At 56.5% G+C, this 26,105-nt stretch carries 25 protein-coding genes and 1 pseudogene; 20 read left to right on the forward strand and 6 right to left on the reverse strand.

The features are described 5' to 3' along the window. Positions 1–13: 13 nt before the first annotated feature. Both CXF87_RS18285 and CXF87_RS18290 read right to left on the reverse strand, forming a co-directional pair. The gene (locus tag CXF87_RS18285; protein WP_008958731.1) at positions 14–1,288 is read right to left on the reverse strand and encodes an HlyC/CorC family transporter; all 1,275 of its coding nucleotides are present in this window, start codon (positions 1,286–1,288) and stop codon (positions 14–16) included. Positions 1,289–1,392: 104 nt separating this feature from the next. After that, positions 1,393–2,190: a cytochrome C assembly family protein gene (locus tag CXF87_RS18290; RefSeq protein WP_101147676.1), complete on the reverse strand. Its 798-nt coding sequence runs from the start codon at positions 2,188–2,190 to the stop codon at positions 1,393–1,395. A 244-nt stretch (positions 2,191–2,434) separates the two neighbouring features. Between CXF87_RS18290 and ffh the strand changes: the two genes are divergently transcribed. The 11 genes from ffh to CXF87_RS18345 all read left to right on the forward strand — a co-directional run bounded on the left by ffh (position 2,435) and on the right by CXF87_RS18345 (position 13,487). Further along, entirely contained in the window at positions 2,435–3,862 is a 1,428-nt protein-coding gene (ffh, locus tag CXF87_RS18295) for a signal recognition particle protein (RefSeq protein WP_071695239.1), read from the forward strand. Positions 3,863–4,151: 289 nt separating this feature from the next. Next, positions 4,152–4,400 carry a 30S ribosomal protein S16 gene (gene rpsP, locus CXF87_RS18300; protein WP_007111767.1) on the forward strand — a complete coding sequence of 83 codons (249 nt, stop codon included), beginning with the start codon at positions 4,152–4,154 and terminating at the stop codon, positions 4,398–4,400. A 61-nt stretch (positions 4,401–4,461) separates the two neighbouring features. After that, a complete protein-coding gene (gene rimM, locus CXF87_RS18305) occupies positions 4,462–5,007 on the forward strand; it encodes a ribosome maturation factor RimM (protein ID WP_101147677.1) in 546 nt (181 codons plus the stop codon). A gap of 101 nt (positions 5,008–5,108) precedes the next feature. Next, positions 5,109–5,870 carry a tRNA (guanosine(37)-N1)-methyltransferase TrmD gene (gene trmD, locus CXF87_RS18310; protein WP_101147695.1) on the forward strand — a complete coding sequence of 254 codons (762 nt, stop codon included), beginning with the start codon at positions 5,109–5,111 and terminating at the stop codon, positions 5,868–5,870. Positions 5,871–6,012: 142 nt separating this feature from the next. Beyond that, positions 6,013–6,369: a 50S ribosomal protein L19 gene (gene rplS, locus CXF87_RS18315; RefSeq protein ID WP_008958726.1), complete on the forward strand. Its 357-nt coding sequence runs from the start codon at positions 6,013–6,015 to the stop codon at positions 6,367–6,369. Between the two features lie 132 nt (positions 6,370–6,501). Beyond that, complete coding sequence (gene xerD / locus CXF87_RS18320) at positions 6,502–7,383, forward strand: site-specific tyrosine recombinase XerD (RefSeq protein WP_101147678.1); 882 nt, start codon at positions 6,502–6,504, stop codon at positions 7,381–7,383. After that, positions 7,358–8,164 (forward strand): DsbC family protein, encoded by an 807-nt coding sequence (locus tag CXF87_RS18325; RefSeq protein WP_101147679.1) that lies wholly within the window; start codon positions 7,358–7,360, stop codon positions 8,162–8,164. The genes xerD and CXF87_RS18325 overlap by 26 nt, the downstream gene beginning before the upstream one ends. Before the next feature lie 133 nt (positions 8,165–8,297). Continuing rightward, positions 8,298–9,614 (forward strand): homoserine dehydrogenase, encoded by a 1,317-nt coding sequence (locus CXF87_RS18330; RefSeq protein WP_101147680.1) that lies wholly within the window; start codon positions 8,298–8,300, stop codon positions 9,612–9,614. Positions 9,615–9,619: 5 nt separating this feature from the next. After that, positions 9,620–11,008 carry a threonine synthase gene (thrC, locus tag CXF87_RS18335; RefSeq protein WP_101147681.1) on the forward strand — a complete coding sequence of 463 codons (1,389 nt, stop codon included), beginning with the start codon at positions 9,620–9,622 and terminating at the stop codon, positions 11,006–11,008. A 7-nt stretch (positions 11,009–11,015) separates the two neighbouring features. Continuing rightward, positions 11,016–12,812 carry a single-stranded-DNA-specific exonuclease RecJ gene (locus CXF87_RS18340; RefSeq protein WP_101147682.1) on the forward strand — a complete coding sequence of 599 codons (1,797 nt, stop codon included), beginning with the start codon at positions 11,016–11,018 and terminating at the stop codon, positions 12,810–12,812. A 45-nt stretch (positions 12,813–12,857) separates the two neighbouring features. Next, the gene (locus CXF87_RS18345) at positions 12,858–13,487 is read left to right on the forward strand and encodes a YitT family protein (protein WP_101147683.1); all 630 of its coding nucleotides are present in this window, start codon (positions 12,858–12,860) and stop codon (positions 13,485–13,487) included. A gap of 74 nt (positions 13,488–13,561) precedes the next feature. On the opposite strand, the gene CXF87_RS18350 is transcribed toward CXF87_RS18345, so the two are convergent. Further along, the gene (locus CXF87_RS18350; RefSeq protein WP_101147684.1) at positions 13,562–16,126 is read right to left on the reverse strand and encodes a heavy metal translocating P-type ATPase; all 2,565 of its coding nucleotides are present in this window, start codon (positions 16,124–16,126) and stop codon (positions 13,562–13,564) included. Then, positions 16,123–16,551, reverse strand: a complete 429-nt coding sequence (locus CXF87_RS18355; protein ID WP_101147685.1) for a MerR family transcriptional regulator — start codon at positions 16,549–16,551, stop codon at positions 16,123–16,125. The genes CXF87_RS18350 and CXF87_RS18355 overlap by 4 nt, the downstream gene beginning before the upstream one ends. A 265-nt stretch (positions 16,552–16,816) precedes the next feature. Between CXF87_RS18355 and CXF87_RS18360 the strand changes: the two genes are divergently transcribed. The 8 genes from CXF87_RS18360 to CXF87_RS18395 all read left to right on the forward strand — a co-directional run bounded on the left by CXF87_RS18360 (position 16,817) and on the right by CXF87_RS18395 (position 24,764). Then, complete coding sequence (locus CXF87_RS18360; RefSeq protein WP_101147686.1) at positions 16,817–18,193, forward strand: OmpP1/FadL family transporter; 1,377 nt, start codon at positions 16,817–16,819, stop codon at positions 18,191–18,193. Positions 18,194–18,356: 163 nt separating this feature from the next. Beyond that, positions 18,357–19,455, forward strand: a protein-coding gene (gene prfB / locus CXF87_RS18365; RefSeq protein WP_101147687.1) for a peptide chain release factor 2 whose coding sequence is annotated in 2 segments (ribosomal slippage) — positions 18,357–18,431 and positions 18,433–19,455 — 1,098 coding nt in all. Because the reading frame shifts where the segments join, the coding sequence is not laid out codon by codon here. 33 nt (positions 19,456–19,488) lie between these two features. Beyond that, entirely contained in the window at positions 19,489–21,000 is a 1,512-nt protein-coding gene (lysS, locus tag CXF87_RS18370; RefSeq protein ID WP_101147688.1) for a lysine--tRNA ligase, read from the forward strand. A gap of 83 nt (positions 21,001–21,083) precedes the next feature. After that, positions 21,084–21,470 (forward strand): hypothetical protein, encoded by a 387-nt coding sequence (locus CXF87_RS18375; protein WP_008958714.1) that lies wholly within the window; start codon positions 21,084–21,086, stop codon positions 21,468–21,470. A gap of 199 nt (positions 21,471–21,669) precedes the next feature. Next, entirely contained in the window at positions 21,670–23,073 is a 1,404-nt protein-coding gene (locus CXF87_RS18380) for an MFS transporter (RefSeq protein WP_101147689.1), read from the forward strand. A 41-nt stretch (positions 23,074–23,114) separates the two neighbouring features. Further along, positions 23,115–23,423 (forward strand): BolA family protein, encoded by a 309-nt coding sequence (locus CXF87_RS18385; protein WP_101147690.1) that lies wholly within the window; start codon positions 23,115–23,117, stop codon positions 23,421–23,423. Next, positions 23,420–24,298 (forward strand): hypothetical protein, encoded by an 879-nt coding sequence (locus tag CXF87_RS18390; RefSeq protein WP_101147691.1) that lies wholly within the window; start codon positions 23,420–23,422, stop codon positions 24,296–24,298. The genes CXF87_RS18385 and CXF87_RS18390 overlap by 4 nt, the downstream gene beginning before the upstream one ends. Beyond that, positions 24,288–24,764, forward strand: coding sequence for a GNAT family N-acetyltransferase (locus CXF87_RS18395; RefSeq protein WP_101147692.1), 477 nt, complete (start codon positions 24,288–24,290; stop codon positions 24,762–24,764). Before CXF87_RS18390 ends, CXF87_RS18395 begins: the two co-directional genes overlap by 11 nt. Before the next feature lie 38 nt (positions 24,765–24,802). On the opposite strand, the gene zapB is transcribed toward CXF87_RS18395, so the two are convergent. Beyond that, a complete protein-coding gene (zapB, locus tag CXF87_RS18400) occupies positions 24,803–24,997 on the reverse strand; it encodes a cell division protein ZapB (RefSeq protein ID WP_008959905.1) in 195 nt (64 codons plus the stop codon). 134 nt (positions 24,998–25,131) lie between these two features. Beyond that, entirely contained in the window at positions 25,132–25,764 is a 633-nt protein-coding gene (gene rsmD, locus CXF87_RS18405) for a 16S rRNA (guanine(966)-N(2))-methyltransferase RsmD (protein ID WP_101147693.1), read from the reverse strand. A 90-nt stretch (positions 25,765–25,854) separates the two neighbouring features. On the opposite strand from rsmD, the pseudogene CXF87_RS18410 reads away from it, so the two are divergent. Then, positions 25,855–26,105, forward strand: a pseudogene (locus CXF87_RS18410) (signal recognition particle-docking protein FtsY); the annotation flags it as partial.

A 26,105-nucleotide genomic window follows, 5' to 3' on the forward strand; every position in this document is an offset into this window, starting at 1 on the left:
TGCTTGTAACTGGCTAGCGGCGTGGCAGGCGTATTTTTTGCCAGCAGCGTGCCGAGGTGATGAGATTGTCTCGGATCTCTAGAATCTCCATGCGCATATTGTCGATCTGCAGGCACGCCGGGCCTTCCGGAAAAGCTTCAAGGTGTTCAAGGATTAGCCCGTTAAGCGTCTTGGGGCCATCGGTAGGAAGCTGCCAGCCGAGCATCTTATTAATTTCGCGAATATTGGCGGTGCCTTCGATCACATGGCTGCCGTCGTCCTGCTGGTGAATCTCTTCATCTTCAGAGACATCGGTGGTGAATTCACCAACGATCTCTTCCAGAATATCTTCCAGCGTGACCAAGCCCTCAACATCGCCATACTCATCTACCACGATGCCAATACGCCGCTTCTGCTTTTGAAAGTTGAGCAATTGGGTATGGAGAGGTGTCGACTCGGGAATAAAATAGGGCTCGCGGGCTTCCTGAACAATGGATGCCTTGGTGACTTCATCCCGGGATAGAAAGCGTGCCGCATTACGCAAATGCAGCATGCCGATAATATTATTGATGTCGCCTTTATAGACCGGCAGCCGAGTGTGCTGGCTGGTACGAATCTGCGTCAAAATATCTTCCAGCGTGTCATCCAGGTCGATGCCCAGAACTTCATGGCGAGGCACCATAATGTCATTAACCGTAACGTTCTCAAGGTCAAGAATCGACAGCAGCATGGCGCGGTGACGGTAGGGAATCAACGTGCCGGCTTCATGTACCACCGTGCGCAGTTCATCACGCGTTAGGCTGTCACCGCCGTTATCGACGCTTTTAACGCCCACTAGCCGGAGCAGGCCGTTAGACATCACGTTAACCAGCCATACCAGCGGGTAGAGCAGTTTCAGCAGCGGTTCAAGGGCATAGGACGTCGGGTAAGCAATCCGCTCGGGCTTAATCGCGGCGTAGGTCTTCGGCGTCACTTCGGCGAAAATCAGAATCGTGATGGTCAGCAGGGCGGTGGAGATAGCAGGCCCTGATACATCGCCAAAGAAGTGAATGGCAATAATGGTGGCGATCGACGCTGCCAAGTTATTGACGAAGTTATTGCCGATCAGGATAACGCCGATCAGGCGGTCTGGGCGTGTGAGCAGGCGCATGACCCGTTTGGCTCTGCGATCCCCGCTGTTGGCTTGATGACTCAAGCGGTAGCGGTTAATCGACATCATGCCGGTTTCAGAGCTGGAGAAGAAAGCAGAAAGCACTATCAGTAAGGCTAGCAGGCCGAACAGTAACCCCAGGGGGAAGTCGTCGCTCAAGTCGAAAAGTCCTTTGTGGCGTATTAGGCTCGATTTGTAGAAGGTCGCGAGTGGTGTGTCAAGACAACCAAAGGCGTGGTTGCGCCCCGTTTGCGGTTGAGCAGTTATCGATTGAGTAAAACCTCAAGTACAAACTTGCTGCCGAAATAGGCCAGTACGAGTAGGCCGCAGCCGCCCAGTGTCCAGCGTACGGCACGCATGCCGCGCCATCCATAACGATAACGACCAATCAACAGTGTCGTGAAGATTACCCAAGCCAGCAGCGAAAGCACGGTTTTATGCGCCAAGTGTTGGGCAAAAAAGTTATCCAGGAAAATAAGGCCGCTCGCGATGGAGAGCGTTAATAGAATGATGCCCGCCCAGATCAACTCAAAAAGCACGCGCTCCATGGTGGTCAGCGGCGGTAGCGACTGCACTATGCCGCGAATATGATGATGGCGTAGCGCTTGGTTTTGCAGGCCAACCAGCACGGCTTGTGCGGCGGCAATGGCCAATACGGCAAACGCTAGGGCAGAGCTCACTGCATGCAACAAAATGCCTGGCGTTAGTCCCGTATGGCCGCCTTGATTCGGTAGCCAAGTGGCAGCAATGAGCGCAATGCCTGCTAGCGGAAACAGTGCAATGCCTGCATTAAGCACTGGTTTAAACAGGCTGGCGACCAACACAACATTAACCGCCACCGCCATCAGTAGCGTGGCACTGGTGGTAAAGCTGGGCAGTAGCCCAGGGGATTGGCCGACTAATTTGACCACCACAGGAATATGCAACAGCAAGCCCAACACGGCGAGCAGGCGCACCATGCCCTGGCGGGGCGGCACGCGCCGGAAGAGCGCCATGCCCTGCCAAATGGCAGCGGCAACATAAAAAACAAAAGCAATCGTGGCGAAAGGGAGCGCCTGCATGATGCTATCCGTGCGCCTTGCAGCGCGTTGCTGTGAATAAATAAACGTATTAAGTGTGATTACGACGAGAATCTATCCAACTACTATAACTAATCCAAGCGGCGTCGCCCAGCAGGGCAAACGTAGGAAAATAGGTATGGCGCTCAATGCACCCCATGGAGACTCTAAGCGTGAGCGCGTATAATCTTTTTACTAATTAGTCCAGGGCGTGCGCGCCGACGGCAGTGACGGAGGCAGAGGCCCCATGTTTCAGAATCTAAGCGAGCGTCTTTCCCAGACGTTAAAGTCGATTAAAGGTCAGGCTCGCCTGACTGACGACAATATAAAAGACACCCTGCGCGAAGTGCGCCGCGCACTGCTTGAGGCCGATGTAGCACTGCCGGTCATCAAGGAGTTTATCGAGCGCGTTCGCGAGCGGGCGGTAGGGCAGGAAGTGTCCAAAAGCCTGTCGCCTGGCCAGCAGTTCGTCAAAATCGTCCAGCAAGAGCTGGAAGCGATTATGGGCGAAGCCAACGACGGCTTTGTGCTTAAAGGCTCACCCGCCGTTGTATTGATGGCCGGCCTACAGGGGGCGGGTAAAACCACCTCTGTGGCCAAGCTGGCCCGCTACCTGCGCGAGCGGGAGAAGAAGAAAGTCTTGGTGGTGTCTGCCGACGTCTATCGCCCGGCGGCTATCGACCAGCTCGAAACCCTGGCAAAAGAAGTCGAGGTGGATTTCTTCCCCTCACGCTCTGACCAACAGCCGGTAGCGATTGCCGAAGCGGCCATCAAGCACGCCAAAATCCAGTTTCACGATGTCGTGCTGATCGATACCGCCGGCCGTCTGGCGATTGATGAAGCCATGATGGCGGAGATCCAGGCGCTGCATAAAGCAGTCTCGCCTCAGGAAACGCTGTTTGTCGTTGACGCCATGACCGGCCAGGATGCCGCCAATACTGCCAAGGCATTTAGCGAAGCGCTGCCGCTAACTGGGGTGATCCTCACCAAGGCGGACGGTGATGCCCGCGGCGGTGCGGCGCTGTCGGTACGCCACATTACCGGCAAGCCGATCAAGTTTATGGGTGTCGGTGAAAAAGTCGATGCCCTAGAACCCTTCCATCCAGACCGGGTTGCCTCGCGCATTCTGGGGATGGGCGACATGCTGTCGCTGATCGAGGAAGCCGAGCGCACCGTCGATAAGTCCAAAGCCGAGAAGTTGGCCAAAAAGGTCAAGAAGGGTGATGGCTTTGACCTGGAAGATTTTCGCGACCAGCTCCAGCAGCTCAAGAAGATGGGCGGTATGGGTGGCCTGATGGGCAAATTGCCGGGTATGGGGCAGATGGCTGAGATGGCTCAAGGCCCAGGTCCTGAGAAAGAGCTCGGCAAATTAGAAGCGCTGATCAACTCCATGACGCCCAAAGAGCGCCGCAAGCCGGATATTATCAATGGCTCGCGCAAGCGCCGTATTGCCTCGGGTGCCGGTCTGCAAGTGCCTGATCTTAATCGTCTGCTTAAGCAGCATAAGCAGATGCAGAAGATGATGAAGAAAGCGGGCCAGAAGGGCGGCATGCAGAAAATGATGCGCGGCATGTCCGGCATGATGGGCGGCGGTGGCCCAGGCGGGCCCGGAGGTATGGGTGGGCCCGGCGGCATGGGCGGTATGGGTGGCCCAGGCGGATTGCCGCGGCGTTAAAACACTAACAGTAACGTGCTGATGCGCTTGGTGAGGTTGACGGCCTGTGAGTTTTCTGGCTGTCAGGCTTTCCAAGCCGAGCGCATTTGCGTAGAATGCGGCCTCTTCATGCGTGGGTGTTGCCTAAAATACGTTAAAAACGTAGCGGTAACAGTCTCAGTGAAGGCCTTAATGGTACTAAGCATGCCTTATGTGGGCTTAGCGCCAAGAAAACAGCACGAAGAGTGTTCCGATAGCGGTTTGCGCTAACAACATACTCTCGTAACCTCAACCGAAGGATAGTTATCGTATGGTTACCATTCGTTTGGCCCGTGGTGGCGCCAAGAAGCGTCCCTTTTACCACCTGACCGTTACTGACTCTCGTAACGCCCGCGACGGTCGCTTCATCGAGCGTATCGGCTTCTTCAACCCGGTTGCCCGTGGCCAGGAAGAGCGTCTGCGCGTTGACCTAGATCGCGTTGTTCACTGGCAGAGCCAAGGCGCCCAGTTGTCTGGTCGTGTTGCTGAGCTGGTTAAAGAAGCACGCAAACAGGCTTAAGTCTGCATTGTGGGTTCTGTAGTGTGATATTAGATGAATGCTGGGTTAGCTGAGGTCGTCAATGACGCGTTTTGAAATAAGCCAAACTGACGACAAGCATGTGGTGCTAGGCAAGCTGACTAGCCCTTATGGGGTGAAAGGTTGGCTCAAGGTGTACTCCTACACTAGCCCGATGGACAGCATTCTCGAATACCCGGAATGGTGGGTGCGCCAAGGTGAAACCCTTAAGCGCATGAGCATTGTTCAGGGGCGTCGACAGGGCAAGGGAATTGTAGTGCAGCTTGAAGGGGTCGATGACCGTAGTGCGGCGGAAGCATTAGCCCAAACGGACATCCTGATGCCCAAAGAAACACTACCTAAGCTTTCTGACGGCGAATACTATTGGCATGAGCTTGAAGGCATGACGGTCTTCACTCAGGCCGGCGAGCGGTTAGGGCGGGTAAGCTACCTGTTTGAAACCGGCGCCAACGATGTCATGGTGGTTCGCGGCGATTCAGACGCAATCGACAAGCGCGAGCGACTGCTGCCATTTTTGCCAGATGATGTCATTGTTGAAATCAGTTCCCAAGAGGGCCGCATGGTCGTCGATTGGGACCCTGAGTTTTGACCAAACTTATGAACAGTTTGAGTAATGATGCATCTTCCGGCTCAACTGAGTTGGATAGTGGCAACGCTCCGGAAACGGAGAGTGAAGCAGTAGCGCCTGCAATGTGGATTGGCGTGGTGTCGTTGTTTCCCGAAATGTTCGACGCGTTAACGCAACAGGGCGTGGTCGGGCGAGCGGTAGAGAAACAGCGTATCGCACTGGAGTTTTGGAATCCGCGGGATTACGCCACTGACCGCCACCGCAGCGTCGATGACCGCCCCTATGGCGGTGGTCCAGGCATGTTGATGAAAGTCGACACTCTGCGCGCAGCGATCTTTGCAGCCCGGGAACGGGCGCAGCAAGCCACCGGCTTAGTGCCGACGGTGATCTACCTCTCGCCCCAGGGGCGTACACTGGATCAGCAGGGCGTTCAAGCACTGGCTTCCGCCGGGCCGTTAGTGGTCGTGGCAGGACGCTATGAAGGCATTGATGAACGCGTGGTGGAGAGTGACATCGATGAAGAGTGGTCGATTGGCGACTATGTGTTGAGCGGCGGCGAGCTGCCAGCAATGGTGCTAATCGATGCAGCGGCAAGGCTGATTCCCGGCGTGCTGGGCCATCAGGACTCCGCTGTCGAAGACTCGTTTAATGACGGTCTGTTAGACTGCCCGCACTATACCCGTCCAGAAGTCATTGACGGGCGCCAGGTGCCGGATGTGCTGTTAAGCGGTAATCATGCAGCCATCAAGCGCTGGCGGTTAAAGCAGTCGCTAGGCCGTACATGGCAGCGTCGTCCCGATCTGTTGGAAGGGCGGCCGTTAGATGCCGAACAGCGCAAGCTGTTGAACGAGTTTATCGAGGAACACGCTCTGTCCACTAATTAGGCCAGAGCGGCGGTGCAGGGCGAAAAAGCGCACCTGTGTCACCCATAACGACTCCCGCGTAGCTCGTTTCGAGCGCCGGGATCACGGCTTCCGCCACCCATGATTGAGCGGTCAAGCCAACACGTTATTCAGGAGTATGATGATGAGCAGCAAAAGCAAAGTGATCCAGGCGATCGAATCTGAGCAAATGGGCAAGGAAATTCCTGCCTTTGCCCCCGGCGACACCATTGTCGTTCAGGTAAAAGTAAAAGAAGGTACTCGCGAGCGTCTGCAGGCGTTTGAAGGTGTGGTCATCGGTAAGCGTAACCGTGGCCTGAACTCCGCTTTCACCGTGCGTAAAATTTCTCACGGCGTTGGCGTAGAGCGTACTTTCCAGACCTACAGCCCGCTGGTTGACTCCATCGAAGTCAAGCGTCGTGGTGACGTGCGTCAAGCCAAGCTTTACTACCTGCGCGAGCGCAGCGGTCGTTCTGCACGTATCAAGGAAAAGTTGGCTTAAACCGCCACTGTTCCCAAGGCGAGCGCAGTACTTTGATCTGCGTCTCGCCTGGATACCAAGACCCCGTCACCGCTTTGCGGGGCGGGGTTTTGTTTATGTCGCTCAATAAAAGCGACTGGAGGTGACTAACGTATGAGCGTTATTGATGCTTTTTTGGATGCTCTCTGGCTTGAGCAGGGCGCCAGCGATCATACGTTAGCCGCCTATCGGCGTGACTTAACCGCCTGGCAAAGTCACCTGGAGAACCACGGTGAAGCCCTCTTGGCACCGCCGCCCGAACGCCTTAGTGAGTGGTTGGCCAGCCGCCGAGAAGAAGGCTATCAACTGCGCAGCAATGCCCGATTGCTGTCGACGCTGCGCAGCTTCTACCGCTGGGGGCGTCTTAATAACCAGGTGACGAGCGACCCACTCACCGACATCAAGCTGCCGCGAGTCATACCCGGCTTGCCTAATACGTTGGAAGAGGACGAGGTAGAGCGCCTGCTGTTAGCGCCAGATACCGATACGCCGCTGGGCGTCCGTGACCGCGCCATGCTGGAACTGCTTTACGCCTGCGGTTTGCGGGTGTCTGAGTTGGTAGGGCTCACCGGCGATGCGGTCAACCTGCGCCAAAACGTGGTGCGGGTGCGCGGTAAAGGCGATAAGGATCGCCTGGTGCCCATGGGTGAAGAGGCCGCAGATTGGATTGCGCACTACATGGAGACTGCGCGTTTGGCCTTGATGAGCGACCCAACACGCCCCGCGCTGTTTCCAGGCCGGGGCGATAAGGCCATGACTCGGCAAACGTTTTGGCATCGTATTAAGGTGCATGCAATAACGGCAGGGATTACCCGCCCACTGTCACCTCACACGCTTCGCCATGCATTTGCCACCCATTTATTGAATCATGGGGCCAATTTGCGGGTCGTACAGCTGCTGCTAGGTCATAGTGATCTGTCGACGACCCAAATTTATACCCATGTAGCCCAGGCCCGCTTGGAAAGCCTACATGCAGAACATCACCCACGAGGTTAAATTGAAGATGCGTCAACGCCGTTTTGTAACTCTACCTTTACTAACACCTTCCACGATGCTGGCGTGTTTGCTAACCGCCAGCCTGTTACCTTCCGCTGCCCAGGCTGACGACGTGGCAGATCGACTGGTTGAATCACTGAGCGTCAATGGCCAGTCGATGCCCGTGGAAGCGGTCACCGAAACACCGATGGATGGCGTTTACCACGTGCGGTTGGAGAGCGGCGAATCGTTTTACACCAATGCAGACGGCAGCCACTTCCTGGTCGGCGACCTATATGAAAATGCGCCCGATGGGTTGATCAATTTGACCGAGCAGGAACAGAACCAAGAGCGTGCCGATGCACTGGCCGCAGTGCCTGAAAGTGAGCGAGTGATCTTCCGCGGAGCTGATGAGCCGAAGGCAACTGTCACGGTGTTTACCGACCCCACATGCCCTTACTGTGCCCGCTTACACGAAACGATTCCCGACCTAAATGAGCGCGGTATCGCCGTTCATTATCTGGCGTTTCCTCGTGCGGGCATGGGGAGCCAAGCCGCCAACACGCTGAAGCAGGTGTGGTGCTCAGATAATCGCAGCGAAGCGATGACTCAAGCCAAAGAAGGCGAGGCTATTGCCAGCGCGGCAGACTGCGACAATCCGGTAGCTGGCCAATATGAGCTGGGTAAAGCCCTGGGCGTGCAGGGGACACCGGCGATTATTTTGCCCGATGGGCAGTTGGTCCCTGGATTTGTGCCACCCGAGCGGCTCACCGCCATGTTAGGCTTGGATGACGATGAGTAGTGCCGCAACGATTAGACGGCATACAACGCTGAGATACTGTCTTAACGCGCGTGGTTAAGAGCTTATAAAACCGCTTTTAAGACTAAATTTAAGACCAGCACCACCAGGTGCACGACACGAAAGGGGAAGTATTTTGAAACCGGTAAGAGTAGGTATTTGTGGTTTAGGCACTGTCGGTGGCGGCACCTTTAACGTATTGACCCGCAACGCTGACGATATTGCGCGTCGTGCTGGCCGTCCTATTGTGATTGAGCAGGTTGCTCACCGCAGTATTCATCCTGACTGCGATATTACCGGCATCAATGCCACCTCTGATGTGTTTGAAGTTGCCACCAACCCCAATGTCGATGTTCTGGTGGAGCTGATTGGCGGTTACGATATCGCTCGCGAACTGGTGCTGACGGCGATCGCCAACGGCAAGCACGTGGTCACCGCCAACAAAGCGCTGATTGCCGTGCACGGTAACGAAATCTTCAAGGCTGCCCACGAAAAGGGCGTTATCGTGGCGTTTGAAGCCGCGGTCGCGGGTGGTATTCCGGTGATTAAGTCGTTGCGCGAAGGCTTGGGTGCCAACCGTATCGAATGGGTAGCGGGCATTATCAACGGCACCGGCAACTATATTCTTACCCATATGCGCGACGAAGGCCGTGCCTTTGAAGACGTGCTTGCGGAAGCCCAGGCGTTGGGCTACGCCGAATCCGATCCCACTTTTGATGTGGAAGGTATCGACGCCGCGCACAAGCTGACGATTTTGGCCTCGATTGCTTACGGCGTGCCGCTGCAGTTTGAGAAAGCCTTTACCGAAGGTATTTCGCGGATTACCGCGGAAGATGTCGAGCAGGCCGATAACCTTGGCTATGTGATCAAGCATCTGGGGATCTCCAAACGCACCGACCAAGGCCTGGAGCTGCGCGTGCACCCCACGCTGATTCCTAAAGAGCGCCTACTGGCCAATGTGCATGGTGTGAAAAACGCCATTGCGATCATGGGCGACGCAGTTGGCCCGACGCTCTATTACGGTGCTGGTGCGGGCGCAGAGCCGACTGCTTCAGCGGTCGTGGCCGATCTGCTCGACGTAGCGCGGGATATCTCTACCGATCACCACTACCGCGTGCCTTACCTGGCGTTCAGCGGCATTGACGAAGATGTAAGCCAGCTACCCATCATGCCGATGGAAGACATTACCACCGCCTATTACCTGCGCCTGCTGGCGGTAGATCGCCCCGGTGTGCTGGCGCGAGTGGCAACGATTCTGGCCGAGCAGGGCATCTCTATCGAAGCGCTGATTCAGAAAGAAGCGACCGAGGGTGAATTAGTGCCGATCATTCTGCTGACCCACCGCACCAAAGAGAAGCAGATGAACGAAGCGATTCGTGAAATTGAGTCGATGGCCGATATCGCCGGGCCGCTAACACGCATTCGCGTGGAAAGCCTGGACGAAGGGGAGTAGCCCAGATGCGCTATATCAGCACGCGTGGGCAGGCGCCCGCGCTCTCTTTTGAAGAAGTAGTGCTTACCGGCATGGCCAGCGACGGCGGCCTATATGTGCCGGAAACACTGCCTGAATTCTCCCGCGAAGAGCTCGTCGAGATGGCCGGGCTCTCCTATGCGGAGATCGCCTTCCGGGTGATGAAGCCATTTGTGAACGGTGAAATCGACGATGCCACGTTCCACAGCATTGTGACCGAAGCCTACGCGACGTTTAATCACGATGCGGTCGTGCCGCTTAAGCAGCTAGATGCCAACCACTTCCTGCTTGAGCAGTTTCATGGCCCGACGCTGGCGTTCAAAGATGTGGCGCTACAGTTGCTGGGTCGCTTGCTGGATCACTTCCTGAAAAAGCGCGGCGAGCGCGCAGTGATCATGGGCGCGACCTCAGGCGATACCGGCTCCGCGGCGATTGAGGGCTGCCGCCACTGCGACAACCTGGATATCTTTATTCTGCACCCGCACAACCGGGTCTCAGAAGTTCAGCGTCGTCAAATGACCTCGGTACTGGCCAATAACGTCTTCAATATTGCCATCGAAGGGAATTTCGACGACGCCCAGGCAATGGTCAAGGCAAGCTTTGCCGATCAAACGTTCCTAAACGGCACGCGCCTGGTGGCGGTCAACTCGATCAACTGGGCGCGCATTATGGCCCAGATCGTTTACTACATCGCTTCAGGCGTCGCGCTAGGCGCGCCGCATCGTGAAGTGAGCTTCTGCGTACCGTCCGCCAACTTTGGCAATGTGTTTGCGGGCTATATGGCCTACAAAATGGGCCTGCCGGTGAAGCAGTTCATCATCGCCACCAACGCCAACGATATTCTGCACCGCACCCTGACCGCCAACGACTTCTCCAAAAAAGAGCTGGCGGCGACGCTGGCGCCTTCCATGGATATCGTGGTGTCGTCTAACTTCGAGCGGCTGCTGTTTGATGCTTACGACCGCGACGGTATGGCCGTGGCAGCCCTGCTTGAGCGCTTCCAGCAGGAGCCCTCTGCTCTGGCCGATGCGCCGCTGGCCAAGCTGCGCGAGAAGTTCTCAAGCTATAGCGTGGACGATGCAACGATTCTGGAAGTGATTCGTGACGCTCATAAGCGCACCGGTGAGATGCTCGATCCGCATACGGCGACCGGTTATATTGCCGCTGAGCGCGCCCGGGCTGATCAGTCAACGCCGGTGATTACCCTGGCGACTGCGCATCCGGCCAAGTTTGCCGAAGCCGTGGTGAAAGCGGGCTTCCTGGGCGTGCCACTGCCGCCGCATATGGAAGACCTCATTGAGCGCGAGGAGCGCTATACCGTTCTACCCGCCGAGCTTGCCGCCGTGCAGCAGTTTGTTGTGGAAAACCGGCGTTGAGGTGTTAATGACCTCAACCGTCGATTTACCCCATAGCACCACCCGGCCTCGCTTAGAGCCTCGTCCTGTGGACGAGGCGCTTTATGCCCGTGCACAAGCGGAAGGGTTAAGCGAACTGCAGGCGCGATTGCTAGCCTCGCGCTTACCCGGCTACAGCGGCGAGCTGCTGCCGCTAATCTCGCCCAGCCTGCGCTATCTGGCCCACCCGGAGAAGCTTACCGACGGTCGTCGCGCCGCCGAACGTATCGCTCAGGCGGTGGCAGAGGGCGAGGCGATCGGTATTCTCACCGATTACGATGTGGACGGTATTACCTCCCATGTGGTGATCCGGCGCACGCTGGTGGAGCTGTTTGGGGTGCCAGAAGGCAAGCTGCACAGTCTAATCGGCCATCGTATTCACGACGGCTACGGGATTAGCCTACCGCTGGTAGAGCGCACCCTTGCGCAAAAGCCGTTTCCAACGCTGGTGATTACCGCCGACTGTGGCAGCTCCGATGAGCCACGGATCGCGCGCCTAAAAGCGGCGGGTATCGATGTGGTGGTCAGCGACCACCATGCGCTGCCTATCGAGGGGCCACCATCTTCTGCTTATGCCTGCGTAAATCCGACCCGCTCGGACTGTGACTACCCTGACAAAACCATCGCCGGCTGTATGGTGGCATGGCTGTTGATGTCACTGGCGCGCGGTGTGCTGATTGAGTGGGGAGCGCTGTCAGAGTCGACGCCCAAGCTGTCGCCCTGGCTCTCCTACGTAGCATTGGGCACTGTGGCTGACTGTGTGTCATTGGGTGGCAGCCCCGCCAACCGCGCGGTGGTTAATCAAGGGTTAAAGCTGATCAATCGGATGGATGCGGCGTGCTGGCGTGCCATGGCCACTCGACTAGGTGCCGACAGCGTGCCGTTTAACGCCGAGACGTTAGCGTTTCAGATGGGGCCGCGCATCAATGCCCGCTCGCGGCTGGATGACCCCTACGCGGCGCTGCACTTTATGCTGGCCGAGAATGATGGGGTCGCCAATCGTCAGCTCGACGTGCTGGATCAGGATAATCAGTCCCGTAAAGCGATTGAGGCCGATATGGCCGCCGAGGCGCGCACTCTGGCGGTAAGTGCGTTAACCGCCGATGAGCCCGCCGTGGTGGTGCTGCTGGAAGATGGCCACCCTGGCGTACAAGGCATCGTCGCCTCGCGGTTGGTGCAGGCCTACGGGCGCCCGGCGCTGGTGCTAACACAAGCTTCGGCACCGGGCATGCTAACCGGCTCCGGCCGCTCGATTGACGGGCTGCACCTGCGCGATGCCCTACAGCGTACCTTTGAGCTTGCGCCCCAGGCGTTACCGCGCTTTGGCGGCCATGGTGGCGCGGCAGGCGTGGGCGTGCCACGGGATCAGCTTGGCGCCTTTAAAGCGGCTTTCCTGCAGGCAGTGGGCGAGCAGCTGGAGGGGCGAACGCTCTATCCGCGCCTTTGGACGGATGGCGAACTTTCTACGGCGCAGCTTTCGCTGACCACCCTGCAAGAGATCGAAACGCTCGGCCCCTACGGACGGGAATTTGACCCGCCGCTGTTTGAAGGCCGCTTTATTGTCGAGGCGCTGCGCCCGGTGGGTGCCGACGGCGCGCACCTGATGCTGGAGCTTTCCACTGGCCCGGTGACCTGCAAAGCGATCTGGTTTCGCGCCTTAACGCCGGGAGAACTGCCTGGGTTTAACGTGGGAGATACGCTGCACTGTGCTTACAAACTTAATCGCAACCGCTGGCGTGGCCGCGAGACGCTGCAGTTGATGGTCGAGCACGCCAGCCCAATTTAAGCGGTACATCGCATCATCTACTAACCATTTAAGTAAGGACGCCCCATGCGCGTGGAAGATTTACCAACGGATCAGCATCGTCCCTATGAAGATGTCATGGCGATGCTGCTGGGGACGTTCTTCGTCGCGCTGGGGGTTACCTTTTACACCCATGCGGTACTGCTAACCGGCAGTACCGCAGGCTTGGCGCTGCTGTTGAACTACATGACCAGCAGCGTGACCGGTTGGGGTTTTGGGGTGTACTTTTTTGCCATTAACCTACCGTTTTACTACTTGGCGGTGAAGCGCATGGGCTGGAGTTTTACCCTGCGCACCTTTGCCGCCATCGGTTTGGTATCGCTGTTTTCAGAGCTAACCCAAGGTTGGGTACAGTTTGCCAGCGTGCCCTCGATCTACGCCGCCTTAATGGGCGGCGCGCTAATGGGCATTGGTATGCTGATGCTGTTTCGCCACCGTACCAGCCTTGGAGGTATCAATATCCTCGCGCTCTACTTGCAGGATAAACACGGCCTGCGCGCAGGCTACGTTCAACTCGCCATCGATGGCGTTATCTTGCTGATAGCCCTGAGCCAACTGCCGTTGGATCGCGTGGGTTATTCGGTACTAGGGGCGCTGACGCTCAACCTGATTATCGCCCTGAACCATAAGCCAGGGCGCTATATTGGGGTGAGTTAAAGACTTTTAGTTAAGCCAGAACCACCACGCTATTAACGCGATGATCCCCAGGCCTGCCAAGTTGATCAATATACTCATGAGGCGTCCTCCTGGCTAGCTTTCCACAGCCGCAAGCGGTTGGCGTTACTCACCACGGTGATGGAAGAGAGCGACATGGCAGCGCCCGCTATCATCGGTGAGAGCAGCATGCCGGTGATCGGGTAAAGCACCCCCGCCGCGATAGGAATACACAGCAGGTTGTAGCCAAAGGCGCCCACCAGGTTCTGTTTGATATTGCGCAGCGTGGCGCGACTGATCTCTATCGCAGACGCCACGCCGTGCAGCGAACCACGCATTAGCGTGATACCCGCGCTCTCAATCGCCACATCGGTGCCTTGGCCAATCGCAAAGCCCACATTCGCTCGGGCCAGCGCTGGGGCATCATTGATGCCATCGCCCACCATGCCAACGATTTCCCCTGCCTTTTGACGGCGCTCAATCTCGGCGTACTTATCTTCAGGCAACAAGCCCGCGCGAAACTCATCAATGCCCACCTCCCGGGCAATGGCTTTGGCGGTGTGCTCGTTATCCCCGGTTAACATAACGATGGTTAAGCCATCTTTTTGCAGGCGCTTGATCGCGGCCACCGTGTCATGGCGAAGCGGGTCGCTGATGCCAAACAGGGCGGCCAGTTTTCCATCCACCGCTAGATAAACCAGTGTGCGGGCCCGCTCCTCCAGAGCGCGAGCCTGCTCTTCACCCGCGTTGAGATCCACACCGGCCTCGCTTAACAGGCGCGCATTGCCCAGCAGCAGCGCTTTGCCATCAGCGGTTTGGGCTTTTACCCCGCCACCGGTCACGCTGTCGAAACCATTAACCTCGGCAGGAGGTGCGTTGTGTTCATCTGCGTAGTTCATTAACGCCGCTGCCAGGGGGTGTTCGGAGCCGCGCTCAAGCGCGTTCACCAGCGCCAGCACGGTGGGTTGCTCCACGCCAAACATCTGTGCATCAGTAACGCTGGGCTTGCCCTGGGTGAGCGTGCCGGTTTTATCGACGACTAGCGTGGTCAGCTTGCTCGCGGTTTGCAGCGCCTCGCCGCTGCGCACCAGCACCCCGTGCTCCGCCGCTTTACCGACGCCGATCATGGTTGAGATTGGCGTGGCCAGGCCCAGCGCGCAGGGGCAGGCAATGATCAGCACGGTGGTCGCCGTCACCAGCATATGGATCACTTGGGGAGCGGGCCCTAGGTTGAACCACACCAGGGCAGTCAATACGGCAATGATCATTACCGCAGGCACAAAAACGCTGGAGACCTGATCGGCTAGCTCGCCAATCGGAGGGCGCGAGTTTTGAGCGCTCGCCACCTGCTCGGTAATCTGGCCCAGCCGGGTGTCGGCGCCAACGCGCGTTGCTTGATAAACCAGCCCGCCACGGCCATTCACCGTACCAGCGCTGACTTCATCCCCCTCACGCTTCGCTACGGGTAGGGGTTCGCCGGTAAGCATCGACTCGTCGATATGGCTTTCGCCTTCGGTTACCCGGCCATCCACAGGCAGGCGTTCGCCGGGCCGCACTCGAACGTGGTCGCCCGTTTGCACGGCATCGATCTCAATCTCCTGCTCGTGACCGTCGCGAATAACCCGCGCTGTTCGGCTCTGTAGGTCAAGCAGGCGCTTTAAAGCATTGCTAGTGCGCCCTCGGGCGCGCAGTTCCATGGCATTGCCGAGCAGAATCAGCCCGATCACCATGGCGGAAGCTTCAAAATAGATGCCTTGAGCGACTTCCGGTAACCATGGTGCGAACAGCACCACCGTCATGGAGTAGAGCCAGGCAGTGCCGGTGCCCATGGCAACCAATGTATCCATATTGGCTTGGCGATGCTTAAACTGCTTCCAGGCGTTGACAAAAAAGTGCCGCCCTGGGAAGGCCATAATGCCCAGGGTTAATAGGCCAATCACCAACCAGTAGAGACGTCCTAGCCCCATAGGATGAGGGTGGAAAAACAGCATGCTAACCATGAGGGGGATCGCCAGTGCCAGCGAGATAGCACTGCCGCGCAGTCGTTTTTGGTAGGTCTTGGCATCCTGCTCTGCCCGGGTGCGCTCGGCTTCCCGCATATCCACAATTGGCTCGGCACCGTAGCCCGCTGACTCAACGGCGGCGATCAACGCTTGGGTCTCGGTACTGCCAAACACTTGGGCGGAGTGGGTGCCAAAATTGACGCTGGCAGTGTCCACACCCTCGGTACGTTCAAGCGCTTTTTGAACGCTTTTGACACAGCTGGCGCAGGTCATCCCGCTAATCGCCAAGCGCTGCTTTTTGCCCTGGCCATGTCCTTGAGAATGGGAAGGATGACTTGCAGCCTTTTCAGCTTCAGCGGGTGGCGCGTTATCTGGCTGCTTATCAGCAGCGTTTGGGACTGTTGGCGGATAGCCCGCCTCGGTCAAGCATTGATCAAGCTCGGCGTCGGTTAACGTCGAAACCACCTCAAGGCGTTTTTCGTTAGGCGTGCCGATCACATCAGCGTCAGGGTCGATAGTTTGAATCGCCTCGCGCATACGCTTAACGCAGCCCTGGCAGCTCATGCCGGGGATGGTTCGTGTGGTGGCGTCATTGGCAGTGCTTACGCCTGAGGCGGCTTCGGTAGAGGAGTCACTCATGGGGCCTCCTTGGTAGACGTGGAGTCAGGAAAACTCTCAATCAGGCGGCACACGCTGTGGCCGTCGGGAGACCCGTCGGGCATTTTCTGCCAGCTCTCCATGGCCTGTTCCATCCGTTCGGCTAGCGCTTCCAGCTCGGCAATGCGTGCGCGGATTTGTGGTAGTCGGCTGGCAAGTAAGTCGCGTACCAATGGGCAGGGGGAGTCACCTTGGTCGGCGTGGGTCAGGATGTCGCGAATCTCCGCCACGCTAAATCCTAGCTTGCGCGCCCGTTGAATAAAGCGCAGCCGCTCTAAGTCGGCATCGGAAAATAGCTGATAACCGTTATCGGGGTGCCGCTGGGGGGCAAGCAGCTGTTCACGAGCGTAATGGCGTACGGTCTCCGCGGTAACGCCGCCTCGTTTGGCAAGCTCATTAACTTTCATGACCTGTTCTCCCAGCTTGTTAACTAGTGACTATCCAAGTGTAGAACCTATGGGTAACCCATAGGTCAAGGGTGTCTTTGGCTATCAGTCAAAATGACTAAAACACTGATTTAAAACGGCCGTGCGACTAATGTATAAGGCAAAAATTAAATAAAACGAACGTTTGCCCTTGAACCTTTGGCTCAGGTGCGAGAAAACAGTCATGTAAAAAATAAAGAGAGTGGATCGTCGGTATCCACTGGATCATCGGGAAGAGAGGCCCACTATGAATAATAAATTTAATAAGCTCACCCTGGCCGCTGCTATTACGGCCGCCTTCGCCAGCCAAGCCCACGCGGGCGGGTACCAAATTAATGAGCAGAGCGTTAGTGGGCAGGGCTATGGCCATGCAGGCCGAAGCTCGAATGTGCATGATGCCACCATCGTATACGGCAACCCGGCGGGTATGTCGTTTTTAGACCGAGCGCAGATTACCGTTGGTGGTACTTATTTGAACGTTAATAGTGATATTAGTAATGTCAGCTCTTCCCGCTCAGGGGCTCTTGTTGATACAGATGCAGGGGGAAATGTTACTGGCGTCATACCTTTCAGCGGCTCAGTTTCTGGTTCTAATGACGGTGATATGGTTCCAGGTACGCTTATTCCTTTTGCATTCTATGCGCACCCAGTGAATGAACAGCTAGCATTTGGCTTCGGTGTGTATGCGCCGTTCGGTTCAAAAACAGATTACGAAGACAGCTTCCAAGGCCGTAATCAAGGAAATTACACCGAAGTGAAGGTAATGACGGCTCAGCCAACCATTTCTTATCGCTTTACCGAGCAGTGGTCGGTTGGCGCAGGTGTTACTTATAATCGCGTAGAAGGTGAGCTTCATCGACAGGTTCCAGTTTCAGTGCCCGGCAATCCTTTAATGAGTCCTATGGTAACTGAAGTAGATTCAAGGGTTGAGGGTGATGACGAAGCATGGGGATATAACCTGGGTGTTATTTACCAGCCAGTGCCTGAAACAACGTTGGGTTTAACTTACCGCTCAAAAGTGGATTTCAATCTGGAAGGCAGTTTTTCAGCAAGCTCGCCCGTGTTAGACCAGTTGGGAATTGGAACGGTAACAGATACCGCTGCGCTGGATTTAACCACACCTGAAACGATTAATTTCTCTTTAACCCAGCAGATGAGTGAAAATCTTAAGCTCATGTTCGGGGCATCGTGGGCGCGTTGGAGCCGTTTCGACCAAATTTTAGTGACAGGCACTGAACGCGGTGAAATAACTAATGAGCAGCAGAATTATGAAAATGCTTGGGCGTTTTCAACCGGCGGTGAGTATCAGTTGACTCCGCAGTTAGCATTGCGCGCAGGGGTGGCTTTAGATTTTACCCCTACCCAAGATTCTACTCGTAGCGTGCGTATACCTTCCGATGATCGTCGTATTTTCTCTATCGGTGCAGGTTGGAGCCCAACGCCTGATCTGACGCTCGACTTTGCTTACTCTTACCTAACCGAGCGCAGCACCCAAGTAGATCAAACCAAAACCGATAGTTTTAAAGTGGCAGGGCGAGAAACAGCGCCTATAACTTCAAACTATTCCGCCGACTACAAAAACGAAGCCCATGGCTTTGGCGCTCAGTTGACCTATCGCTTCTAAGCGTTAGCGAGTCAATCTCCACCGAAACCCGGCGCCCGCCGGGTTTTTTATTGCCTTGTAACAGGGCATTGGATGCGGGGCGTGTCGGCTTTCGTTACACTATGCGCTTTTCTGATCGGAACACCTCTGTACGATCAGTTACTGACAACGCTAGGGCGACCCCATGTTGGAAACCAACCCGATTCATAACCAGATTAAGGACCTGTCTGAGCGGACAGACGTTCTTAGGGGGTATCTTTGACTATGCCGAGAAGAAAGATCGGTTAGAAGAGGTCACCCGCGAACTGGAAGACCCCAATGTCTGGAATGATCCAGACTACGCGCAGAAGTTAGGCAAAGAGCGCGCCTCCCTCGAAGCCATCGTGGCCACTATTGACGATCTTGAGCAAGGCCTTGGCGATAGCCGGGATCTGTTAGAGCTGGCTGAAATGGAAGAGGACGAAGGTACCGTTGATGAGGTGCGCCAAGAGCTGGACAGCATGCAAGCCGCGTTAGAAAAGCTTGAGTTTCGGCGCATGTTCTCCGGCGAAATGGACCCCAATAACGCCTACCTGGAAATTCAGTCCGGTTCCGGTGGGACGGAAGCCCAGGACTGGGCCAATATTTTGCTGCGCATGTACCTACGCTGGGCGGAGAGCCACGGCTTTAAAGCCGATATCACCGAAATCTCCGCAGGCGAAGTGGCAGGCATAAAGTCGGCCACCGTGCATGTTCAGGGCGATTACGCCTTCGGTTGGCTACGTACCGAAACCGGTGTGCACCGCCTAGTGCGTAAAAGCCCGTTTGATTCCGGCGGTCGTCGGCACACCTCCTTCGCGTCGGTATTCCTGTCCCCGGAAATTGACGACAGTTTCGAAGTGGAAATTAATCCCTCGGACTTGCGCGTTGATACCTACCGTTCCAGTGGCGCGGGCGGCCAGCACGTTAACACTACCGATTCAGCGGTGCGGATCACCCACGAACCGACCGGTATTGTCGTGGCCTGCCAGGGACAGCGCAGCCAGCATGCTAACCGCGACTTTGCCATGAAGCAGTTAAAGGCGCGGTTATGGGAGCATGAGATGCAAAAGCGCAACGCCGCCAAGCAGGAAGCCGAAGACTCCAAGGCGGATATCGGCTGGGGCAGCCAGATTCGCTCTTACGTGCTGGATGATCAGCGCATTAAAGATTTGCGCACCAGCGTGCAGTCCAGCAACTGCGATAAAGTGCTCGACGGGGATATTGATCAGTTTATCGTCGCCAGCTTAAAGCAAGGTTTGTAATTTTTTAGCGTTTGAACATGAACAGGGTGCCCCATGGCTAACCAAGACGTGTCTCCTGCAGACAACGAAAACCACCTTATCGCCGAGCGCCGTGCCAAGCTGGCCGCTCGCCGCGAGCGCGCCGCTGAGCAGGGAAAAAGTGCGTTTCCCAATGACTTTCGCCGCGATAGCTTAACCGTCGAGCTGCAAAACGCCTTTGGCGATAAAGAAAAGACCGAGCTTGAAGCGCTGGATCACCACGCCGCTGTGGCAGGTCGTGTGATGCGTCAACGTGGGCCATTTATCGTTATTCAGGATGTGGCAGGGCAAATCCAGCTCTACGTGGATAAGAAAGGCTTACCCGCTGACGTGCTTGAAGACGTTAAAAGCTGGGATATCGGTGACATCGTCGCCGCTCATGGACCGGTACATAAATCCGGCAAGGGCGATCTGTACGTGATGATGAAAGAGGCTCAGCTGCTCACCAAGAGCCTGCGCCCGCTGCCCGATAAGTTTCACGGACTGACCGACATGGAAGCCCGCTATCGTCAGCGCTATGTGGATCTGATCATGAACCCGCATTCGCGCAAAGTATTTGAGACTCGCGCGGCGGTGATTAGCTCCATGCGTCGCTTCTTTGAAGCCCGTGGCTTTATGGAAGTGGAAACGCCGATGCTGCAGCCGATTCCCGGCGGCGCCGCGGCGCGGCCGTTCATTACCCACCACAATGCACTGGATATCGATATGTATCTGCGCATTGCACCGGAGCTTTACCTCAAGCGCCTGGTGGTGGGCGGCTTTGAAAAAGTGTTTGAGATTAACCGCAATTTCCGCAACGAAGGGTTATCAACGCGGCACAACCCAGAATTCACCATGGTGGAGTTCTACTGGGCGTATGCGGATTACCGCGACCTGCTCGACATGACCGAAGCCATGCTGCGCACAGCGGCTGAAGAAGTGCTGGGCAGCGCGGTGATTGAGTATCAGGGCGCGAGCTACGATTTTGGTCAGCCATTTACCCGCTTGACGCTGCGCCAGGCAATTCTTGATCACGGTGACGGCATTGCCGATGCTGATTTGGATTCGTTGGACGCTGCGCGGGCCATGGCTGAAAAACTGGGCATCAAGGTCAAGGAGAGCTGGGGCCTGGGTAAGGTGCAAACGGAGATATTCGAAGAGGTTGCCGAGCATAAGCTCGATCAGCCGACCTTTATCACCGAGTACCCTGCAGAGGTCAGCCCCTTGGCGCGGCGTAACGACGCTAACCCGTTCGTTACGGATCGGTTTGAGTTCTTTGTTGGTGGTCGTGAAATCGCCAACGGTTTCTCGGAGCTCAACGACGCCGAAGACCAAGCAGAGCGTTTCCGCGCCCAGTCAGCGGAAAAAGACGCTGGCGACCTGGAAGCGATGTACTACGATGCGGATTATGTTCGCGCATTGGAGTACGGCATGCCGCCTACCGCGGGTGAAGGTATCGGTATTGATCGCCTGGTGATGCTGTTTACCGACAGCCCTTCCATTCGTGATGTACTGCTATTCCCTGCGATGCGCCCCGAAGTGGTTTAAACCATTCGATAGCGGATGAAAAGTTGGTAAGGGCGCGTTATAGCGCCCATAATGGTCAACGTTTCGACGGCGAGGAGAATCCCATGAAACTGCTTAACCGCTCCGCACTGAGCGTCAGGCCGACCCAGCCCTTTGTGGACTGGATCAACGCGCTGGAACCCACCATGGGAGACGACGACCTGACCCTGGACGACGTCGAACGTGAAAGTACCATTTATCTGATTCCAGAGATGGATACTCCAGAGGCGCTGGAAACGTTTGTGCGCGAGCGCTGCGTGGAAATTCTCGAGACTGAGTTGCGCGCTTGGGAAGAGGATGAGCGCCAGTGGCCGGACAAGATCGATTGGGCTCTGTTTCAAGAATTTGTGCGCGTTGAACATAGCTACCTAGCAATTGATTTGGACGACGAAACAGCCCTTGAGATTTCCGAAGTCGATGATGCATTGTTATTAGACAGTGAGCAGGATTAGCGTGCTAATATTTTAGGCAAGCTCAGTGCTGCCAGCGCGGCTGTTTAATACAGCCATTTAGCGCACTAGGAAACCGGCTTAGGCCGGTTTCTTTGTTTTCAAGCTCATGGTTTTCAAGTTAATTGTTTTCGAGATAATTGTTTTGAAAACAATGGTTTTAGCCGTTTCGTTTAGAAACACTCTTCCCTAGGACTTCGCTATGCGACTGTTTGAAACCCGCCCTGGCGACGATGGCCTGCCTGGGCCTGAGCGTGCCTTGGCCGTGCTGGCGTTGGTAACCGGTACCTTAATGGCGGTGGTGGACACCACCATGATCAATCTGGCGCTGCCCACTATCGCTGCGGATTTAAGTGTGTCGGCATCACGAGCGGTATGGATCACCAACCTCTTTCAAGTGGTCTGTGCGGCTTTTTTGCTCGTCTTCGCGGGCATTAGCGAGTTGATCACGCGGCGCAGGCTTTACCTGTTCGGGCTGGCGACCTTTGTTGCTGCTGCGTTGGGGGCGGCGCTATCACGCAACCTGGAAACGCTGCTGGTGTTTCGCGCTTTCCAGGGGCTGGGCGCCGCCGCGACGCTCTCCATTGGTCCGTCGCTGTATCGGGCTATTTTCCCTTCGCGATTGCTGGGTAGCGCGCTGGGCTTGAGTGCGTTGGTGGTGGCCGGTGGCTACGCCGCGGGGCCCACATTGAGCGGGGTGATCTTGTCGTTTGCCGACTGGCCCTGGCTGTTTGCCTTAAATGTGCCGCTGGGTCTCTGCTCGCTATGGCTGGCCAAGCGTGCGTTGCCCCGCGAAGAGCCGCGCAAAGGCAGTTTTGATGTTGCTGGGGCATTGCTCTCGATCGTTATGCTGGCCAGCTTCTTTATTGCCATGGACGCCGTGAGCCACGCCGCGCCGATTTGGCAAAGCGGTGGCTGGGCGCTACTGACGGTGCTGGCCTGTGCCGGTTTTATTGCCCGCCAGCGTCGTGCGCCTTATCCATTACTGCCGCTTAGCGTATTTGCCGAGCCGCGCTTTACGCTGGCCGTTTCTGCCTCTGGGCTTGCCTTTATTGGCCAGGGTCTTACGTTTGTTGCCCTGTCATTTTTCTACCAGGAACAGATGGGCTTTTCACCGCTGGAAACCGCTTGGCTATTCACTCCCTGGCCGCTAGCTATCATGTTCGTTGGCCCTGTGGCCGGGCGCCTAGCCGACCGAATTAATCCCAGTATTCTTTCCAGTACAGGGCTTAGCTTGCTGATCATTGGCCTGATTGCGCTGGCGTTAGTTGATGAGTCGACCGGAGTAGCCGGCAGTTTATGGCGCACCGCGTTATGCGGTATTGGCTTTGGGCTGTTCCAGCCGCCCAATAATCGCGAAATGATGGGCAGCCTGCCGCCGGAGCGCAGCGCTAACGTTTCAGGGGTAATGAGCACCACGCGCACGGTGGGGCAGTCGTTCGGCGTCGCTCTAGTCGGCGCCGCCCTGGCGTTGGGGTGGCCGGTGCAGGTGACGCTCTGGTTAGGGGCGTTAACTACGCTGCTAGCGCTATTGGCAAGCGTTGCACGTATGCCACTGGCAAGGCGTGCATTACACGCTCGTCGGGCATCGTCTGCCGGGCAGTAAGCGCGTACAATAAAGTGGTTTGTAATCTCAAGGAGACCCCCATGACGCTGCAGACACAGATTGAGCAGAAGTTAGCGGCACTCGCGCCCGATGTGCTGCAGGTTGAAAACGAAAGCCATATGCACAGCGTGCCCGCGAACTCTGAAACCCACTTCAAAGTGACGCTGGTAAGCGATGCCTTCGACGGCATGATGCCGGTGAAGCGCCACCAGCAGATTTATGCGCTGTTGGCCGATGAACTGTCAGGGCCAGTGCATGCCCTAGCGCTGCATCTTTATACGCCTAGTGAGTGGCAAGCCCGTGGCGGTGATCGGCCTGATTCTCCCAACTGCCGTGGCGGCGGAAAGTGAACCAGGAAGTTATTCGGCGCCACTATCTGGACGCCATGGGCATTACCGCCTGGGGCTCGCGCTACCAACTACCCAATGCGCTGCCTACTGAAGCCTGCGAGTGGGACGATGTTGCGCCAGCTCCTACGCCACCCCGGGAGCGGCTGCAGGCGCTGTTGGATGATGCTCCTGCGCCACGGCGGAACGCGCCTGAACCTCAGGCGTCAGGCGAGGCTATCGCCTCGCCTTCGGCAGTACGCGCGTTGTTGCTGAAGGATAAGCCCAGCTCAGAAAAATCGGACCAAGCCAAACAGAGCCAAACCAAGCAGGTTGGCGCCCAATCCGATAAGGCTGAGCCTACTGCTGATACAGCACTTGCTACGCCAGCCAAGCCCCTTAAGTTCTCCCTCTCCTGTCTATGCCTTAATGGCCGATGGTTATTGCTGCAAGCGGGCGAAATGAGTGCACTTGAGCAGCAATTGTTGGCTAATCTACTTCAAGCAGCGGGTATTCAGCAGAGCGCATTGCCGGAAGTAACGCACTTTACGTGGCCGCAAATGACCAATGCCTTTGCTGTTGAGGACCCACTAGATGAAGCGCGCGAAGGGTTAGCAGCCTTTATTGCAGGCCAGGTAAGTCGGCAGGAGTGGCAGCTAACCCGGCTGATCTGGTGGGGCGAGCTGGGCGCTGAACAAGCGCCGCTGGATCGTATACTGAACGTGAACGAAGGCCAAAGTCACACGCTCTCGCTGCCTGTCTGGCAGGGGCCAGCGCTTGCCGCCCTTCTCGACGGCACCCGCAGTAAGCGCGATCTATGGCCAGAGCTGCAGGCCTTAAACCAGCAGTGGACGCGCGATAGTTCAACCGGCGCTGAGCCAGCAGTTAATGATCACTGAACTTGGCGTTGAGCATCTAGCCTTATTGACGGCTCTTGAGGGTCAGGCGCAAAGCGGTACCTCCGACTCACAAATGCTGGAAGCACTGGGCAGCCAAGACACCTGTGTAGTGGGCTGGTGGCAGGGTGAAAAGCTGCAAGGTTATGCCATCGTGGCGCGACTGCCGTTTGAGGCGGAGCTGCAAGCGATAGGGGTTGTGCCTGAGTGCCGCCGCAGTGGGGCGGGCTTGGCATTGATGGAAGCCGTTTTAACGCAAGCCCAACGCTGGTCAAGCGAGCGACTGTTGTTGGAAGTGCGAGTGGGGAATCTAAGCGCTATTCGGCTCTATCAGCGCATGGGGCTTACCGAAGACGGGTACCGGAAAGGATACTACCCGGCTCAGGCCGCTCATTCGGCCCAAAGCGACCCAGCGGCACAAAGTACCGCTGGGCGCGAGGATGCACTGCTGATGTCGCGGACACTCTAAGCTGGTCGTGAGACTCTGTCGGCCGCGAGTGGCGTCGATTAAGAGGCGCTGGACGTGTCGAGACTATCGAATTTGCTGAGTAGGCTATTGAGGCGACGCTCCCACTCTTCGCGCTCCTCTTTCAGCTTGGCGTTTTCGCCACGCAGCTCTTCATTTTCCAGTTTCATCATTTCCAGCGCATCAACAGTATCGGTGACTTTCTGTTCAAGCTGATTAAATAGTTCCAAGCTCATGTATATCTCCCTAGCGTAAAAACGAGACCAAAAAAACGGTAGTAAAAAAGTACCCAAAAAAACAAGCGGAAAGCTTGCCAGCAGGGACGAATGAAGCGAGCGTAACGCCACCATCGCGTGGCGGCAAGCGCTGTTTACCGCTGGTGACGTTGATAGAGCCGTGCGGTGCTTTCACCCGCCTGGGTTTCGCGGTGTAACTGCCAGTTGGCGGGCACCTCTGGGGCAAGCGATGTCTCGGTTTCAAGGTAAATCATTGCCCCGTCACTCAGCCAGCCGCCACTCTCCAGCGCTTTACAGCATGGTTCGGCCAACTGCTGATGAAAGGGCGGGTCGAGAAATACCAGTGAATAGGGCTGTGCAGGGCGTGTCAGGTAGGCCTGAACATCGTTAATATGCACCGCGCTTGAGGTAATATGCAGAGAGGTCAGATTAGTCGACAGCTGCGCTGCCACCCGCGGGTCGCGCTCGACAAAGTCGACACAGGCCGCACCGCGAGAGACCGCTTCAATGCCGAGTGCGCCGGTACCGGCGAAGAGGTCGAGTACCTGTTGACCATAAAGCTGCTGCCCTAGCCAATTGAACAGCGTTTCACGCACGCGGTCAGGTGTTGGGCGCAGGCCGGGGCTATCCAATATGGGCAGCTGACGGCGGCGAAACTCACCGCCGATAATGCGCAGTTTGCCAAGTGATTTACCAAGCGGTTTGCCACCTCGCTGAGCAGGCGTGCGGCGGGAAGCGGATGAGCGGGAGGAGCGTTGTCGTGTCATGAGGCGGATTGTAGCGGGCTGCTTATCCAAAGTCTCGGGTTAGGGTGTTAGCATAACCTTAATGTTCACTATTTATATCGAGTAACACACATGTTTGGTTTTTTTAAGCGTAAGAATAAGCAAGACCCGCAGCAGGCGCCCCAAGACTCGCAGCAGGCGCCAGAGGAAGAGCAGCGTCTAAAAGATCAGCCTCAAGAGCGAGCTGATGAGGGGGACATTGAGGCTCCAGATACCTCTTCGGAAGCCGTTGAAGAGGCCCCGCCCGTGCAGGATACTTTGCCAGAGCCAGAGCCAGAGCCAGAGCCAGAGCCAGAGCCAGAGCCAGAGCCAGAGCCAGAGCC

The organism is Halomonas sp. MES3-P3E, from assembly GCF_002836035.1.
GTDB classification, from domain to species: domain Bacteria; phylum Pseudomonadota; class Gammaproteobacteria; order Pseudomonadales; family Halomonadaceae; genus Vreelandella; species Vreelandella arctica.

What these genes read in the sequence shown, in the direction of transcription:
- CXF87_RS18290 (WP_101147676.1), bottom strand. Translation starts at nt 2,190, where the DNA reads ATGCAGGCGCTCCCTTTCGCCACGATTGCTTTTGTTTTTTATGTTGCC.
- ffh (WP_071695239.1), top strand. Translation starts at nt 2,435, where the DNA reads ATGTTTCAGAATCTAAGCGAGCGTCTTTCCCAGACGTTAAAGTCGATT.
- rpsP (WP_007111767.1), top strand. Translation starts at nt 4,152, where the DNA reads ATGGTTACCATTCGTTTGGCCCGTGGTGGCGCCAAGAAGCGTCCCTTT.
- rimM (WP_101147677.1), top strand. Translation starts at nt 4,462, where the DNA reads ATGACGCGTTTTGAAATAAGCCAAACTGACGACAAGCATGTGGTGCTA.
- trmD (WP_101147695.1), top strand. Translation starts at nt 5,109, where the DNA reads ATGTGGATTGGCGTGGTGTCGTTGTTTCCCGAAATGTTCGACGCGTTA.
- rplS (WP_008958726.1), top strand. Translation starts at nt 6,013, where the DNA reads ATGAGCAGCAAAAGCAAAGTGATCCAGGCGATCGAATCTGAGCAAATG.
- xerD (WP_101147678.1), top strand. Translation starts at nt 6,502, where the DNA reads ATGAGCGTTATTGATGCTTTTTTGGATGCTCTCTGGCTTGAGCAGGGC.
- CXF87_RS18325 (WP_101147679.1), top strand. Translation starts at nt 7,358, where the DNA reads ATGCAGAACATCACCCACGAGGTTAAATTGAAGATGCGTCAACGCCGT.
- thrC (WP_101147681.1), top strand. Translation starts at nt 9,620, where the DNA reads ATGCGCTATATCAGCACGCGTGGGCAGGCGCCCGCGCTCTCTTTTGAA.
- CXF87_RS18340 (WP_101147682.1), top strand. Translation starts at nt 11,016, where the DNA reads ATGACCTCAACCGTCGATTTACCCCATAGCACCACCCGGCCTCGCTTA.
- CXF87_RS18345 (WP_101147683.1), top strand. Translation starts at nt 12,858, where the DNA reads ATGCGCGTGGAAGATTTACCAACGGATCAGCATCGTCCCTATGAAGAT.
- CXF87_RS18350 (WP_101147684.1), bottom strand. Translation starts at nt 16,126, where the DNA reads ATGAGTGACTCCTCTACCGAAGCCGCCTCAGGCGTAAGCACTGCCAAT.
- CXF87_RS18355 (WP_101147685.1), bottom strand. Translation starts at nt 16,551, where the DNA reads ATGAAAGTTAATGAGCTTGCCAAACGAGGCGGCGTTACCGCGGAGACC.
- CXF87_RS18360 (WP_101147686.1), top strand. Translation starts at nt 16,817, where the DNA reads ATGAATAATAAATTTAATAAGCTCACCCTGGCCGCTGCTATTACGGCC.
- lysS (WP_101147688.1), top strand. Translation starts at nt 19,489, where the DNA reads ATGGCTAACCAAGACGTGTCTCCTGCAGACAACGAAAACCACCTTATC.
- CXF87_RS18375 (WP_008958714.1), top strand. Translation starts at nt 21,084, where the DNA reads ATGAAACTGCTTAACCGCTCCGCACTGAGCGTCAGGCCGACCCAGCCC.
- CXF87_RS18380 (WP_101147689.1), top strand. Translation starts at nt 21,670, where the DNA reads ATGCGACTGTTTGAAACCCGCCCTGGCGACGATGGCCTGCCTGGGCCT.
- CXF87_RS18385 (WP_101147690.1), top strand. Translation starts at nt 23,115, where the DNA reads ATGACGCTGCAGACACAGATTGAGCAGAAGTTAGCGGCACTCGCGCCC.
- CXF87_RS18395 (WP_101147692.1), top strand. Translation starts at nt 24,288, where the DNA reads ATGATCACTGAACTTGGCGTTGAGCATCTAGCCTTATTGACGGCTCTT.
- zapB (WP_008959905.1), bottom strand. Translation starts at nt 24,997, where the DNA reads ATGAGCTTGGAACTATTTAATCAGCTTGAACAGAAAGTCACCGATACT.
- rsmD (WP_101147693.1), bottom strand. Translation starts at nt 25,764, where the DNA reads ATGACACGACAACGCTCCTCCCGCTCATCCGCTTCCCGCCGCACGCCT.